Source organism: Gracilimonas qinghaiensis, from assembly GCF_046602855.1.
Taxonomy (GTDB): domain Bacteria; phylum Bacteroidota; class Rhodothermia; order Balneolales; family Balneolaceae; genus Gracilimonas.
Genome location: NZ_JBKINJ010000001.1, coordinates 708,707 through 725,383, shown reverse-complemented (window position 1 = coordinate 725,383; position 16,677 = coordinate 708,707). Strand labels below are relative to the sequence as shown.

The 16,677-nt window shown below is 42.1% G+C and carries 11 protein-coding genes; 5 read left to right on the top strand and 6 right to left on the bottom strand.

Annotated features, from left to right (window positions below):
* Positions 1 to 536 precede the first annotated feature (536 nt).
* The 3 genes from ACKGJO_RS03245 to ACKGJO_RS03235 form a co-directional block, all read right to left on the bottom strand.
* On the bottom strand, positions 537 to 4,007 hold the full coding sequence (locus tag ACKGJO_RS03245) for a methylmalonyl-CoA mutase family protein (protein WP_411321961.1): 3,471 nt from the start codon (positions 4,005 to 4,007) through the stop codon (positions 537 to 539).
* 99 nt (positions 4,008 to 4,106) lie between these two features.
* Complete coding sequence (locus ACKGJO_RS03240; protein ID WP_411321960.1) at positions 4,107 to 4,994, bottom strand: mechanosensitive ion channel family protein; 888 nt, start codon at positions 4,992 to 4,994, stop codon at positions 4,107 to 4,109.
* Positions 4,995 to 5,000: 6 nt separating this feature from the next.
* Positions 5,001 to 6,623, bottom strand: coding sequence for an Ig-like domain-containing domain (locus tag ACKGJO_RS03235; protein WP_411321959.1), 1,623 nt, complete (start codon positions 6,621 to 6,623; stop codon positions 5,001 to 5,003).
* A 57-nt stretch (positions 6,624 to 6,680) separates the two neighbouring features.
* Between ACKGJO_RS03235 and ACKGJO_RS03230 the strand changes: the two genes are divergently transcribed.
* Genes ACKGJO_RS03230 through pncA form a run of 4 tightly spaced genes read left to right on the top strand, consistent with a single transcriptional unit; the run spans position 6,681 to position 10,719 of the window.
* Positions 6,681 to 8,012 carry a COG3014 family protein gene (locus tag ACKGJO_RS03230; RefSeq protein WP_411321958.1) on the top strand — a complete coding sequence of 444 codons (1,332 nt, stop codon included), beginning with the start codon at positions 6,681 to 6,683 and terminating at the stop codon, positions 8,010 to 8,012.
* Positions 8,013 to 8,041: 29 nt separating this feature from the next.
* Positions 8,042 to 8,647, top strand: coding sequence for a penicillin-binding protein activator LpoB (gene lpoB, locus ACKGJO_RS03225; RefSeq protein WP_411321957.1), 606 nt, complete (start codon positions 8,042 to 8,044; stop codon positions 8,645 to 8,647).
* A gap of 59 nt (positions 8,648 to 8,706) precedes the next feature.
* On the top strand, positions 8,707 to 10,104 hold the full coding sequence (locus ACKGJO_RS03220) for a nicotinate phosphoribosyltransferase (protein WP_411321956.1): 1,398 nt from the start codon (positions 8,707 to 8,709) through the stop codon (positions 10,102 to 10,104).
* Between the two features lie 6 nt (positions 10,105 to 10,110).
* Complete coding sequence (gene pncA, locus ACKGJO_RS03215; protein ID WP_411321955.1) at positions 10,111 to 10,719, top strand: bifunctional nicotinamidase/pyrazinamidase; 609 nt, start codon at positions 10,111 to 10,113, stop codon at positions 10,717 to 10,719.
* On the opposite strand, the gene ACKGJO_RS03210 is transcribed toward pncA, so the two are convergent.
* From ACKGJO_RS03210 to ACKGJO_RS03200, 3 genes are all read right to left on the bottom strand, one after another.
* On the bottom strand, positions 10,716 to 11,060 hold the full coding sequence (locus ACKGJO_RS03210; protein ID WP_411321954.1) for a hypothetical protein: 345 nt from the start codon (positions 11,058 to 11,060) through the stop codon (positions 10,716 to 10,718). The genes pncA and ACKGJO_RS03210 overlap by 4 nt on opposite strands.
* 72 nt (positions 11,061 to 11,132) lie before the next feature.
* Positions 11,133 to 12,638 (bottom strand): DUF5723 family protein, encoded by a 1,506-nt coding sequence (locus ACKGJO_RS03205; RefSeq protein ID WP_411321953.1) that lies wholly within the window; start codon positions 12,636 to 12,638, stop codon positions 11,133 to 11,135.
* 17 nt (positions 12,639 to 12,655) lie between these two features.
* Entirely contained in the window at positions 12,656 to 14,896 is a 2,241-nt protein-coding gene (locus ACKGJO_RS03200; RefSeq protein ID WP_411321952.1) for a hypothetical protein, read from the bottom strand.
* A gap of 231 nt (positions 14,897 to 15,127) precedes the next feature.
* Between ACKGJO_RS03200 and lysS the strand changes: the two genes are divergently transcribed.
* The gene (lysS, locus tag ACKGJO_RS03195) at positions 15,128 to 16,657 is read left to right on the top strand and encodes a lysine--tRNA ligase (RefSeq protein ID WP_411321951.1); all 1,530 of its coding nucleotides are present in this window, start codon (positions 15,128 to 15,130) and stop codon (positions 16,655 to 16,657) included.
* The last annotated feature ends 20 nt before the right edge of the window (positions 16,658 to 16,677 follow it).

The window sequence follows — 16,677 nt, the reverse complement described above, 5'->3', positions numbered from 1 at the left end:
CAGTACAACTGTAACCGCTTTTCTGACTTTAAAAAGCCGTTTTATGGTTTCTAAAGCAATTTATTTAGTGTCAACAAATCATTAATCAATTGTTAAGAAAATTTACTGTGTATATAAGATTTAAAGGTGGGATTTGGTCTTATTACTTTGAGATAAGGACCTTATTGATAAGCTTTATAAGTAGGTCAACAAATTCAAAAAGTATTTTAAAGAAAACAGATTCCAGTCAATCAAACTTGACCTTAGACGTGGATAATTTTTTCCAGTTTGATACTTTTAAAATCTGATCGATCAATCTTGTTTTGAATTTCAAAGACACTGGAATTAAATCAACTAAATTTTATTCTATTTAAAAAATTTCTGACATAAAAAGGAGCCTTCTGAATGAAGGCTCGCTATTTTAATTAATTCATTTTTGTATGCAGAATAAAATAATACCCTCTACAGAATAAATCGTCCACCACTAATCGGTCATTTGATCCATAGCGAACCATACACACCTTCGATTAGCAGAACTTTGATCAACGAAATTCTAACTACATATTTCGTCGGTACTGCCCACCCACCTCGTAAAGTGCGTGAGAGATCTGCCCAAGCGAGGCAACCTTCACGGTTTCCATCAGTTCTTCAAACAGATTACCTTTGTTACGGGCTACTCCTTTAAGTCGGGCGATCGCTTCTTCCGCATCTTTCTCGTTTCGTTTCCAGAAAGCTTCCAGATTTTCGATCTGTTGCCTTTTCTCCTCTTCCGTAGAGCGAATGAGATCAACCTCTTTTTCATCCTCTTCACTTTCTTTATCGCTCAGAAATGTATTCACACCAATTATTGGAAGCTCACCCGAATGTTTTTTGGATTCATAATAGAGGCTTTCGTCCTGTATCTTCCCACGCTGATACATATTCTCCATCGCCCCTAATACGCCACCGCGCTCTGTAATACGGTCGAATTCAGTAAGGATGGCTTCTTCAACCAGATCGGTGAGTTCTTCAATAAAGTAGGAACCCTGATTGATGTTTTCATTCTTGGCCGTCCCCATTTCTTTATTAATGATCATTTGAATAGCAAGAGCCCGCCGAACCGATTCTTCAGTCGGTGTCGTGATCGCTTCATCATAGGCATTGGTGTGCAGAGAGTTACAGTTATCATAGATAGCAAGTAATGCCTGCAATGTTGTACGTATATCATTGAACTGAATTTCCTGAGCATGCAGGGAGCGACCACTTGTTTGAATGTGGTACTTCAGTTTCTGAGAGCGGTCATTCGCTTCATATTTGTCTTTCATGGCTATAGCCCAGATCCTTCGCGCAACACGACCTATTACGGCATACTCCGGATCTAGTCCATTGCTGAAGAAAAATGAAAGGTTGTGAGCAAATTCATCCACATCCAATCCCCTTGCCAGATAGTATTCCACAAAGGTGAATCCGTTTGCCAGCGTAAAGGCAGCCTGAGTAATTGGATTCGCGCCGGCTTCAGCAATATGGTAACCTGAAATGGACACTGAATAATAGTTTCTAACCTCATGCTCAGTGAAATAAGTTTGAATGTCACCCATCATCTTCAGGGCAAATTCAGTTGAGAAAATACAGGTATTTTGTGCCTGATCTTCTTTTAGGATATCAGCCTGAACGGTTCCCCGAACCACATTCAATGTATCTTCCTTGATCTTCTCATAGGTTTCCCTGTCTACCAGTTCATCTCCGGTAATACCAAGTAAACCAAGACCAAAACCGTCACTGCCGGCAGGTATCTCAATACCGTATTCAGGTGGCTTCACGCCTCTTTCTTTGAAGTACTTTTTAACTTTCTTTTTGGCCTCATCCCACTTGCCATTTTCTTTCAGGTAGCGTTCTACTTCCTGATCAATGGCTGTATTCATGAACATGGCCAGTATCATCGGCGCCGGACCGTTAATGGTCATAGATACCGATGTTTTAGGAGAGGTAAGTTCAAACCCTGAATACAGTTTCTTCATGTCATCCAGCGTACATATGCTCACCCCTGAGTTTCCGATCTTACCGTAGATATCGGGTCTGTAACCTGGATCTTCTCCATAAAGAGTCACCGAATCAAAAGCTGTTGATAACCGAGCCGCAGGCATACCTTCACTTACATAGTGAAAGCGTTTGTTCGTGCGTTCCGGGGTTCCTTCACCCGCAAACATACGCGTCGGATCTTCGCCTTCCCTTTTGAATGGAAATACACCCGCAGTATATGGGAAATAACCCGGCAGGTTTTCTTTCAATGCAAACTTAAGCTGTTCACCTTTGTGTTTTGTCTTAGGGAGGGCAACGCGCGGTATCATCAATCCACTCAAAGATTCGCGATATAATTTATTTTTGAATGTCTTGTCGCGGATCTTGACCTCAAAATGCTCCTGGGTGTATTGATCAAAAAGTTCATCCCAACCTTCAATGATCCTCTTGGGAAGCACATCGAGTTTAGCCAGCCAATGTTCACGCATTTGAGAGAGATTCTCTTTCATGATCCCTTTCTCATCAGGATTCCAGTTTTCAAGCTGATCTATGGTTCCTGAAACCTGATCCAGTTTTGAGGCAACATCCACCTGTTCTTCTACCCACTCATGGTAATCACGAACTGTTTCAGAGATCTCAGATAAATACCTAACACGTTTCCCGGGAATAATAGCCTGGGCTTGAATATCTTCGGCAGGATGCGGATCTGTATAGATCTTGGTTTCCCATCCGATCTCATATCGGTCGTTGATGTGATCTACAATAGCCTTAAATAACCGGTTAACGCCCTCGTCATTGAACTGAGCAGCTATGGTTGGGTACACAGGCATATCTTCCTGTTTTGCGTGCCATCTGCCGGAATTGCGGATCATTTGCTTACGAATATCACGCAATGCATCAAGCGAGCCTTTTTTCTCAAATTTATTCAGTACCACAAGTTCTGCAAGATCCAGCATATTGATCTTCTCAAGCTGTGTGGCAGCACCATACTCGCTGGTCATCACATAAATTGGAATATCAGTGTATTCCACGATCTCGGTTCCGCTCTGGCCAATGCCCGAGGTCTCCACAATTATCAGATCAAACCCGGCAGTCTTATACAGTTCAATGGCGCCCAACAACCCCTTACTGGTTGACCGGTTAGAAGCCCGGGTCGCCATACTGCGCATATAAACTCTTTCAGTATCTATGCTGTTCATACGGATTCGGTCGCCTAGTAAGGCTCCACCTGTTTTAATTTTAGACGGATCAACAGAAATAATTCCAATGGTCAGGTCTTCAAACTCAGTTAGGAATCTGCGCACCAATTCATCGGTGAGTGAACTCTTGCCTGCACCACCCGTTCCGGTGATACCAACCAGCGGGATGACCTTGTCACTTACCTTAATTACTTTATCCTTTTCATCGATCAGTTTTCCGTCCTTGTAAGTCAAGACATCTGTGTGATCGTTTTCAATTGCTGTCAATGCTCGGGCAAGCTGACCATCATCCTGCTTCATTACTTGCTTCATATCCGGTTTTTTTACTTCGATCGGATCGAAGTCACACTCTTCCAGCATAAAATTGATCATACCCTGAAGCCCCATCTTACTGCCATCTTCTACAGAAAAAATACGAGTAACCCCGGCATTGTGCAGATCCTCAATTTCTTCCTGAACGATCACTCCGCCACCCCCGCCAAACACTTTGATGTGGCCGGCATTATTTTCTTCCAACAGCTCGATCATATATTTGAAATACTCAACATGTCCGCCCTGATAAGAACTGATAGCAATACCCTGCGCATCTTCCTGAATGGCACAATTTACGATCTCGTGCACTGAACGGTTATGTCCAAGATGGATCACTTCGGCCCCACTGCTCTGCAAAATACGGCGCATAATATTTATACTGGCATCATGCCCATCGAACAAACTGGCAGCCGTAACAAAACGAACCTTATTCTTTGATTGATACGGCTGTGTGTTCAGTACGCCGTTCTCTTCAGTTTTTTTCTTCTTTGATGACTTAGACTTCGTTTCTACAGACATAACTTAATTTCTTATTGTTTGGAAGCGGTTCCAAAATATAACGATTTGTTGAGGGATTTTCGATGCTTGTTTACGTTGTTTATTAAACCACCCAACATATCAGGGCATGGGATCTGAGCCTTTATCTTTCGGCTCTTTGTAAACCAGTGTTCTATGTGGAAATGGGATTTCAATCCCTTCTCTGTCAAAGCGTTTTTTGATACTCTCAAGAAGGTCACAACCCATTAAAAAGGCATCCTGCGGACTTTCAGCCCAACTCCAAGCTCGTAAATTAACCGACGATTCTCCCATTAGAATTACGCGAACAGGAACTATTTCTTCTCCGTCTTCAATCTGTTCTTCCGTTCGATTATCCACAAAAAGCGGGTGATTCAGAACTTCATCTTTCATGATGGATTTCGCAAGGTCTACATCCGAATCGTAGCTGATGCCCATATCGATCCACTTACAGATCTTGTTGTCTTCGTAATTAGAGTTAACGACCACTTCATTGCTGATCACGGAATTTGGGATGATAATGCGCTTATTTTCGAAATTTCGGATAACGGTATGGCGAAGGTTAATATCTTCCACCACTCCACTCAAGTCCGTTCTGACCTGGATTCGATCACCAATTTTGTAAGGTTTGAACATAACGATAAATAATCCGCCTATCACATTCGCTAACGCTGCCTGTGAGGCAAAACCTATGGCAATGGCAAACAATCCGGCACCGGCAAGTAATGAAGCTGCAATAACCCGCAACTGAGGTATCATATAAATGGCAAAACTGATGCCTGTTAAATAGATCAAAACAATAACAGACCGCTTAAAAAATACAAGGTTTGTTACGTCTTCGTTATCATCAGCCGCCTGGTTTCGTTTGATCATCAGATTGATAATGCGTGTAGTGATCGACGCAACAATAATGGTTAGAAAAATGATCACCCCTACAAGAATAGGAAGATGAAACACAGGATCTATATATTTTGAGAATAAGTCACTCATATTTGTCTAATCAAAGGTAATTTGAACTTCAGATGTAAAACCTACTTGAACGTTAATATTTTGCTGGACATAGTATTTTTCAGGGGCACGGTAGGGATCCGCATTTCCCATATTCCAGACCTGATCTCCATTTTCATCCCGAAATAATTTTAAAGTATAACTTACCGGAGGCAGGTCTGTGATCGTTATTTGCTCACTGAAATTTAAAGATCTTACTTCTCTTCCTGTAGGATCCTCGAGGCTAACAATATGGCTTTGAGTCGAGTCAGCGTCACGAATTATAATGTCAATATCTCCGTACTCTGTTGAATCCCAGATATTCGGTTCAAACAACTGCCTTCTCATAGTGATAGGATTCCATGCCAAAAATTGATAATCAATTCCTTCTATCCATTGCTCCTGAGGACTTACTATCAGACGATTACCCTCGACTGTTACTTCAGGCCAGTCATCAAAATCAATATCACCTTCGATCACTACCAGAGAATCAATGATCTCCGGTTCAGTGATCGGCGCCGCATACACAATAGTGATCGGGTCATTGACCAACAGATCCTTGTCAAGATCCCTGCCGATTATACGCTGTTGTGTTGTATCCTCTTGAGCTGTTCCCGTAAATTCAACATAGCCGGAATCAGGAGCATTTCCTGCCAGGTCTGTTACTCCTTCGGGATCGATCTTATAGGTAACCCCTTCAAGCAGTGGCGCATCACTTTGAGCAAATGTAACAAACGGGTCATCTTCTGATATATATAGAGGATACGCTGAAGTGTACATGTTCTCAAGACTGTCAACAATACTGAAAGAAGCTTCTTTGTCAGTTGTGATATTCTCACTGAACCTGAGCCTCATTCTGTTTTGGGAAAACAATCCCACTCCCTGCAAAACCGGATTTATGGTATCTGGTTGAGCCGTATAGACCACATCCAGAGTATCTGTAGCTGATTTTTCAAGATTTATAATCTCATCATAGAAAGGGTAGGCAGTTTCATTTTCCCTGTCCCATATCTTGTTACGGTTTCGGTCATCCACAACCAAAGCTTTGTAATTGCCCTCAGCCAGATATGAAAAAATAAATGTACCGCCTGTATCGGTTTGGGCCTGATAGGTGGCTCGTTTCGACAGATCAAATGGCTGACGGTATAAAAGTACCTTTTCGTCCGTAGCGGCTTCACCCGTTTCTGCCAGCCGGATCCTGCCTATTATCTGACCACTGTCGATCTCATTTCCTGTTGATATAGCTAGGGTAACCGGGTTAGACATTTTATTATTCTTGGTATCCGTGATCTCAGTGCCAAGCTTAATGATCACCGTAGTGGAATCAGGAAAGTCATTCTCAAATTCGATGCTCATCATTTTCCGCTTCCATGATACCTCGTAAGGTATACCCAGATCCGGTTCTACCGTGATAGCATTTATGGCATTATTACGGTTTACAAACTCATCGAAATAAAACTCAAAACTTCTGCCCGAATAATTAACCGTCCCACTTTCTGGGATCGTATTTACAATAACGGGACCTTCCTTGTCCTGAGGCCCGCCGGTTGGAGCCATTGGAGTTGCGCAAGACCATAGTGCAAAAAAAAGCACTAACACCAACATGTGATATAACAATCGGCTATTATCCACGTACATTCATTACAATTTATAACTCAAATTTTTACAGAACTACTTCATCTGCTTTTAATGGCTGCAAAGATAACCATAAATCGCGCCCGATTTCACCTAATTTACATTGGTGTACTGATTTTACTTACCGGATGCCACGCCTATGTACTGGATGATGCTCAAGCCGATCTCAGAAATTCATTTACCTCAGGTGATTACGAAAATGCATCTGAGTTGATCAGGAAATTTGAGAATGATGAGGTTTATCGTTCAAAAGATGCCGTTCTGAAGAATCTTGAAGGTGGAATGATATACCATTTTGCAGGTAAATATGACAGCTCCAATACCTATTTCAACAGCGCTGAGTATCTCATTGAAGATGCCTACACCAAAAGTATCAGTCGTGGTATCGGTTCCTTCCTAACCAACGACAATACACTTATGTATGATGGGGAACCATATGAAGATGTGTACCTGAATGCCTTTAAAAGCCTGAATTTCATGCATCAGCAGGATTGGGAATCGGCTTTGGTTGAAGCTCGCAGGATGGCCTACAAAATGGAAAGACTAGATATCCGGTTAAAGGGGCTGGTCGAAGCTTTTGCAAAAACCGACAGTACAGGCCAAGAGTGGAGTTCGGGCAAAGTAAATGTACAGAACAGTGCTTTTAGTCATTTTTTATCCTCTGTGTTATTTGCAAAAACAGGCAAACCCGATAATGCAAGGATCGAATATGAAAAGTTTTCATCAGCCATGAGAGAACAGGATACCTTCGGGAGTTTTCTGAAATCTGACCCGGATAATTTGAAACACGTTCAGGAACCTCAAACTTACAACGTATTGATAACTGCTTTTTCCGGGCAAGCCCCTATTAAAGTACAGGAAGATTTTAGATTATGGCTTAATGATGAAGATGACGATAGTTTTTACGTTAAATTTTCTCTGCCCAAACTGAAAATGTATAACTCACGCGTGCATGCTATCCGAGCCAGGTCTGACTCTCTAATTACCCCACTTTATCTGGTGGAAGAAATGGATGAAGTTTCAGCTGAAATTTATCAAGCCAAGAAACCCATTATATATACACGATCGTTACTTCGTGCAACATTAAAAGCAACCGGCTCAACCCTAATCAGTTCAAGTGTTAAAAAGAACCATAAGAACTGGGGATTTCTGTTGGAGGTTTTAGGTATGATCGGTCAGGAAACCACTGAGAAAGCAGATCTGCGTGGTTGGCAAACCATGCCCGGCAAAGCATGGGTAAATACACTTAAATTACCCGAAGGAATGCATGAAATTGACATAGAATATGTATCAGCCAACAATTCTGCTCTTTACTCGGAGACCTATGAAGTCCGTGTCTCAGGAACGAATGAACTGTTGCTGGTAGAATCCATTTACTCACATTAAAATTTAATATAAACACAACCAGCATTATCATGAAATACACAATATTATTAACCATGTCTTTTTTGATCCTTTTCACAGGATGCAGACCAACCGCCAAGGTAACCCGCACAGATCCGCAGGAAACCACTGACCTCTCCGGCCGCTGGAATGAAACCGATGCCCGCATGGTATCTCAGGAAATGATCAGTGACGCCATGACAAAACCCTGGCTGAATCAATACAGCAGAGAACATCAAAAACAGCCTGTTGTTATTGTGGGAAATGTCAGAAACGAAAGCATGGAACATATTGACACCGAAGTTATGACAAAGGAAATTGAGCGCGCTTTTGTCAATTCAGGAGCAGTCAGCGTGGTAGCAAGTAGCGATGAGCGGCAAGAAATACGTCAGGAACGTGCAGAACAGCAACAATATGCATCCACAGAGACTATGAAAGCTATGGCGCAGGAGCTTGGAGCCGATTTCATACTGATCGGGAATATCAGTTCTATTGTTGATGAAACTCCAAGTGGTCGAACTGTATCCGTTTTTTACACAGTCAACATGGAACTGGTCAATGTTGAAACCAACCAAAAGGTTTGGATCGGTAATAAGAAGATCAAAAAAATTGTTGAGCGCAGAAACTTCAGAGGATAAATTCTGCTAAAACCATTAAAGGCTTTCTGTTTTACGGAAAGCCTTTTTATTTTATAAACATGATCTTAAAAAAACCGGCTCTCTACACCGACCTCTACGAATTGACCATGGCACAGGGATATTATCTCTCAGGACGCCATGAACAACCTGCCACTTTCGATTATTTTTTCCGGAGCCTTCCCTTTGATGGTGGATACGTGATCTTTGCAGGTCTAAGCGACCTTCTTCAGATAGTACAGGATTTCAAATTCCACGAAGATGAGATAGAATATTTGAGAACTCAGGGTTTTAAAGAGGAATTCCTCACCTACCTCAAGAATTTTGAGCTGAAAGTTACCATTCATTCAGTTAAGGAAGGTGAAGTAGTTTTTCCCAATGAACCTTTGCTTAGAGTTGAAGGTACTCTTGTTGAAACACAGATATTGGAAACCATTCTTCTGAATACACTAAATTTTTCTTCTCTTATAGCTACAAAAGCAGCACGGATCAAACAGGCAGCAGGTGAAAATCCAGTGGTCGATTTTGGATTAAGGCGCTCTCAGGGCCTGGGTGGTCTGCAGGCATCAAAGGCGGCTATGATCGGTGGGTTTGAAGGTACTTCGAATGTTTTAGCCGGCATGCAAAACGACATCCCCATCAACGGAACCATGGCTCACTCCTGGATTCAATCGTTTGAGGATGAATTGACTGCCTTCAGAACCTACGCTGAATATTACCCGGATTCTTCTATACTGTTAGTTGACACCTATAGCACACTGAAAAATGGCGTTCCGAATGCCATCAAGGTTGCCAAGGAACTAGAAGAGAAAGGTCACAAACTAGTCGGCATCAGATTGGATAGCGGAGACCTTGCATATTTTGCCCGAAAGAGCCGGGAGATGCTGGATAAAGCCGGGCTCGACTATGTTAAGATAGCCGCCTCAAATCAACTCGATGAATACCTGATAAAGAGTTTGTTTGATCAGGAAGCTCCGATCGATCTTTTTGGCGTAGGAACAAAACTGGTTACAGCTTATGATGATCCTGCATTGGATGGTGTCTATAAGCTGAGTTCCATAAATGGGAACCCGACACTGAAGATCTCTGAAAACGAAGAAAAGATCACTTTACCGGATGCGAAGAAGGTCATTAGATATTATAACCAGGATGGCAGCTTTTACAGTGATGGTATTGCATTGGCAAAAGAGAATACCCCAGACGTGATCTATCACCCTTACATTTCACATCGCTCAACCAATGTCGGGCATCTCAGATCTGAGGATCTACAACACAAAGTTGTAGAGAATGGTAAAGTGGTTATCGAAATACCAGACCTTATTGAAAGTGCCGGTTATGCCAGATCAAGACTTAGTAAACTGAACGACGAACATAAGAGATTCGATAATCCGCATGTTTATAAGGTCGGATTAAGCAATCAATTGCGTGAACTGAAAATTGAATTACTCAAAAAAGCATAGATAATTATGAAAGCACTGATCATTGTAGACGTCCAGAACGACTTTTGTCCCGGAGGAGCACTTGCCGTACCGAATGGAGATGAGGTGATAGAACCCATCAACGATATGATGGATTCATTCGATTGCATTGTTCAAACTCAGGATTGGCATCCAACAGACCACCATTCGTTCGCCTCCACTCATGAAGGAAAGTCTCCATATGATACGATCGAAATGAACTACGGTGAACAGGTTTTGTGGCCGGATCATTGTGTACAGGGCAGCACAGGTGCTGAATTCCATAAAGATCTGCGAAACAAACCATCTCAGCTTATCATCCGAAAAGGTTTTCGAAAAGATATCGATTCATATTCAGCATTTTTCGAGAACGATCAGTCTACCGTTACCGGGTTACACGGATACCTTCAGGCACGGGGTGTCAAGGAACTTTATGTCGCAGGACTTGCCACTGATTTTTGTGTTAAATGGACAGCCCTTGATGGCCGTAAACTTGAATATGATGTAAATCTCATCACTGACGCTGTAAAAGGAATAGATATGGACGGTTCTGTTGATACAGCCATGAATGAGATGAAAGAAGCCGGTGTGATCATGGTCACCGCATCAGATGTTTAAGTCTGATCCGAATCAAACTTATTGGGTTGAGCTACATTTTTAAGGCGGCCATTTTCATTAACCAAGACTGAGCTATATATCTTCTGCTTGTTCAGAATTTCAATTTTTTTGAGGATATACTGCTTTTTTCTGGGAGCTTTTTTATTCAAATATATACTGTATACTTTCAGCCAGGCATTCAGTTCATCTTCCTCATTTCCATTCCATATAGCTGAATAAAGTCGGTCTACTTCATCCTTGTAAGTTGCAAAGGTATGCTTTCTTGCCAACCAAGCCATGGCATAGCTCAGCGGCAACGCCACTATCAAGGCAATGAATTCATAAATAGCGAAGCTCGTCATACGGGTCCTTTTATTCGATCCATTTAACGAGCTCTTACAGTATTTAATTCAGCTCACCCGGCTTTTTATGTTCTAAAATCTGACCACCAACCCACTCCAGGCCGCAGCTGCCGAGCTTCCTGAATTTCTGGAGTTGGCTACTGTTGATGCCCCAACTGTAAACTCAAGGAAATCAAAGTCCAATCCAATTCCCGCAGAGTAGGCAACTGAAGAATATCCACCGATGGTTGTTCCTGCCCGTATAGGTACAAAACCAAAAAGGCGATACTGAGCGCCTAAATTGAGAACACTCCTTCTGGAGTTTATGCCTTCATTATTGAAACCAAACCCATAATCGAGACCAACTAATAATTTACCCATCTCCAGAGATGCCCCAAAATTATACATTCCCGGCAAAGTGTGGGTTATACCATCGGTTTCTTCAGCGTTGAAGTTTCCGTACACATCTGTTTTCAGACTGTCGCCCAGATTATCAAAGTAATCATTAAAAGAATCCTCATTTTGTGCACCCTGATAAGTAAATTCACCCTCAGCAAAAATACGTGACGGCGTCTTTTTATAGCTGATCGAACCAAGATCCGTAATAGACATAGAAACCCTTAGGATTTTATCTTTATTTATAAATAATGGAATTGGTAAATATGACACATCCATCTCCAAAGTTGCACCAAGGTCAACACCAAAACCGGAGGCATCTAAATCACCGACATCATCCCCCTCATAGTCTACATAATCCTCAATATTGGCATCGCTGTCCAGATAGTAAGCTGCTTCAAAAGCCTGTAATTGCTGAGAAAGCTGACCAACTGTGTTCAGACTGTAACTGAAGTTGTGATTGACAGTAAATGGCGAGGCCTGCCCTCCTCGTGTCATTTGTAAGGTAGACTGAAAATCTGCATCGGCAGCATATACACCATAAAGATATTTTGGTGCCACACCGGCAAATAACTTCACATCCCTGGCGAAAAGGAGATTCGGGATCTCAAGGACCTTTCTGGCATAACCAAAAGAGATCTCAGCAAAGGCTACCGTGCTGGAGCTGAAATCAACAGGTGTTGGAACCGAGAATTTATCCGCATCAAGACCATAGGTCATCAGTTCAGCAAGGCCTTTGTTAACGGTAAGGTCTTCTGTGAACCTAAACCTGGTGGCAATACTGAATGCTTGCTTCGAACGGCGATGTGAGACCCCAATTGGAGAGACATTCACTGTTCCTGCCATTTGCCTGGTGTTAGCAGAACTTTCGCCAAACCAATCGTTAAGCATATTTTCACGGGTTTCATCGTCAATTAACAGACCTGTAGTCAGATAATCATTATACACAGATAAATTTGCCAATGTACCTCCGGCTTTAAAACCGGTGTTAGCTATCCCTATCTGGGTTCTGCCTTTGTGAGTATCCAACATAAGATTGGCAGGATTCACAAAGTTAGCATTGAAGCCATCAATATAGGCGGTTCCTCCCCCACCCATACCTATAGACTGAGCGTTAAAATGCCGGGATTGTGCACTGGCATGAACAGACAGCAGTCCGGTAATAAGGAGCACTAATACGGCTAATTTTTGTAGGGTATTCATATATCCTGATCTCTTCATTAGTTTACCTCCGTTTCGATGCGCAGATCTGCACTCACTGACAGAGTGATCGCATCTGTAGATCTGATCTTTACCTCATTTCCTGTACCGTCATTATTGGTATCAGTTGTCAACAACCAGGCTGAGATCTGCAAGTATCTGGTTTGATATAATTGATCCAGCTGACTTTTATTTAGTGGGATTGGTATGGAACCCGCAGCTGGATTATCGGCAAACTGAGTACCCGGATCGATTCCCGAAGCCATTAAATAATCCAAGGGCTGAATGCTCGTTATCTGATTGCGCAGTGAATCCAGTAAAGTAACTTCAAGATCTATCTGTAAGGGAAGTCCGTTGGTATAGTCTATGATTATGCGACCTTCAGTGAGCCGGCTATCATCTCCGTTTTGAGCTGATGGCAGATCGCTCAGGTCCTGATCCGTGGTGTCAGTGAAGGTGGCTGCCTGTGTGGTTCTTAAAGCGAGCGGTATATTCACGTTTATGGTCGGGACAAATTCAACCGGTGTTATTACCGTACCCTCCTCATTATCCTCATTCACAACAGCTTTTCCGATGAATCGGATCTCATCAGGCAGGTTATTCAGGAAATCATCGACGTTTGTTGTCGACTCATCAAAGGTTATGGAACCGCTGCCTGTATTAGTGTCAATTCCAAATTTGATCAATTCTGTGACACTTAAAGCAGTTCCATTAACATTAAGTCCTGAAACCGGTGAGGTTACCTCATATGAACTACCTGGATCACCGGTCAGAAATACTTCTTCACCCTTTGAATTTATTCCCAAAAATGCACCATAAACTGTGGCTCCAACCTCCAGATTTGTCGTGTAGTCAATACTGATGGTTGGCTCGGTAAACTCGATCCCATCCAGTTTTTCAGAAAGATCAGAAAGTCCATCTATTTCAGTCAATTCAGCTTCAGTATTATTGAATAGATCCAGTTCATTTATTCCGTTAGCAGGATCATCATCACTTAAAAGAACCGTTTTCGTTACGATCATCCCAAATGCTTTAGCGATCTGTAAGTTATTGATCGAGACTGTAGCTGAAACGTCATCAGTTTCTGAGATCACCCGGGTATCAGAACTGCTGCCGGTCTGAGTATTCTCCGTTAAAGCAGAAATATTGTATTCGATCTGATTTCCCTCAGCAAAAATTCGGTAACCACTCAGGTCTATGCTTCTGGCAGGTGCAGAACCGTTTCTTGTGATCTCTGTAGCATCACTGTAATTTATGATCAAAGAATCTCCGACTCCGTAAGGTGCAGTTCGAATATCAGGAAATGATATCGACATGGTTTCAACGGTAATATCAATGTTATTGACGATCTCAGAGATCTGCATATCACCAGACTGTAATTCAATATAATGGTCAGGGGTATTGAATAAGAATTCTGTGTCATCTAAAGCCGTTACATCGCTGCTTTCAAAAGTTTGTGCTTCAACAGCTGCTTCAACCTGAGACGCAACAAGATCATTACCCTGAATGTTTTCAATAATAAGGTTACCCGGATCAGCCTGAGTAACCTGTGTGGACCAAGTTACGGAAACATCCACATTCAGATCTTGCAACACATCACCCTGTGAAAAATTCAACACCCCGGTGGTCGTTGCACCATGTATTACATTGTTGATAGTTGTTGATGTGATCAATGTGTTACCTGATCTCAGATCGATATCAATAACATCCAGATCAAAACCAAGGTTGTTAGTGATAGCAAGATCAACTGAGCCGTTCTTGACCGTTGCGCTAACAAAATAATCCATATTGGCGCCGATCTGAAGGTTAACAGGTGTCGGTGTTTGACCTGCAGGAATCGTTGTTCCTTGTGGTACAGCTGCAGGATCCAACCCTGTTATATCCTCAAAACTGGCTTCGCCTAAATTTCCGTTTGCCCCGGAAGAGAAGTTTCCTAATTCGATCTCCCCCACTGCCGTGCTAAATGATGTTGGGGTGACATTTACTGCAGGAATGGCGTCATTCAGGTCACCGAAATCAAAACTTTCTTGCTTCGAAATAGTTATAAAATTATCTCCATCAACAGAAAAGAGAGAATCAAAATCTGAAGAGGTAGTGTCTATCATTACGTTTGGTCCCTGCCCCATAAACTGGAACGTTTTATTATACATGACAGGAGCCTCAATACGATGGGAAGTTCTGAAATTTGGATCATCCGGCATTTCACAGCCTGACAATAAAATTCCAAATATCGCCACGTACGAAAAAATTATTTTGCGCATAACGGAGTTTATCTGTTAGTAATTCATACTTTTTTAAAAAGATAGCATCTTTAGTACATACTTTTCGACCAAAAGTAGAAAAGCATAAATAGAGATTATGTTAGGAAGCTTTAAAAATTGAACTCTGACTCTGATATGCTAAACTAATTGATGTTTAAACTCACAATTCTCACCATAATTCGGTATTTTTGGAGCTTATCAAAAACCTGTAAATAAAATCAAAAATATTAGATGTCTGATCAGGAACTAAGTCTTTCCGAACAGGAAGAAATTCGCCGGGAAAAACTTGAACAACTTCAAGAAATGGGAGTTAACCCCTATCCCTATTCTTTTGATGTTACCCATACCTCTAAACAGATCTTAGATGATGAAAAGCTGATCAGGGATGAAGAGAGTAATCCGGATACAGAAACCGTGAGTGTTGCAGGGCGTATTATGAACCGCCGTATCATGGGGAAAGCTTCTTTTTTCAATCTCCAGGATTCTGAAGGAACCATACAGGTATACATTCGCCGTGATGATGTTGGAGTGGAAGAATACAATACAGTATTCAAAAAACTGGCAGACATCGGTGATATCGTAGGAATCAAGGGTTTTGTATTTAAGACACGAACCAAAGAAACCACCATCCACGCTCAGGAATTCGAGTTTCTATCAAAGACCATTCGCCCTATCCCAACTCCGAAGGAAGTTGAAAATGAAGATGGAGAGAAAGTCATTCACGATGCCTTTACAGATAAGGAACAGCGATACCGCATGCGTTATGTCGATCTTATCGTGAATCCTGAGGTTCGTAAGACCTTCCAAAAGAGAACCCGCATGGTTCAGACTATGCGTAATATCATGAATGAAAAAGGCTACCTGGAAGTCGAAACACCGATTCTTCAACCCATATATGGTGGAGCGGCGGCAAAGCCTTTTGTGACTCACCATAACGCGCTGGATATGGATCTTTATCTGCGTATTGCCAACGAACTATATCTTAAAAGACTCATTGTCGGTGGGTTTGATGGCGTCTATGAATTTTCAAAGGATTTCAGGAATGAAGGCTTATCCAGATTTCACAACCCTGAGTTTACACAAATTGAGCTCTATGTGGCTTATAAGGACTACAACTGGATGATGGAGTTCACCGAGAACATGCTTGAAAAAGTAGCGCTTGAACTGCACGGTTCCACAAAAGTTCAGGTGGGTGAAAACGAGATCGACTTTAAAGCTCCATGGCCACGAATTCCTTTATTTGAAGCTATTGAGAAAGAAACCGGGCACGACCTCTATGGCAAAGATCTTGAGGAATTAAAAAAAGTAGCCAAAGAGCTGCATATCGAGATAGATGAATCGTTTGGTATAGGCAAGATCATTGATGAGATCTTTGGTGAATATGTGGAAGGCAAACTGATACAGCCTACTTTCATCACTGACTATCCTATCGAAATGAGTCCGCTTACCAAGAAGCATCGTTCAAAAGAAGGACTCGTGGAGCGCTTTGAAGCTATCTGTAACGGAAAAGAGATCGCCAATGCCTACACTGAGCTCAATGATCCTATCGATCAGCGTGAGCGACTTGAGGAACAGGTAAATCTCCGCGCCGGTGGCGATGAGGAAGCTATGGCCATCGATGAAGACTTTATCCGCTCTCTGGAATATGGCATGCCACCAACGGCAGGAATAGGGATCGGAATTGACCGACTGGCTATGATCATGACAAATTCAGACTCAATTCGTGATGTTCTTTTCTTTCCTCAAATGAAACCTGAGTAGGATGTTCGTTAATGGTATAT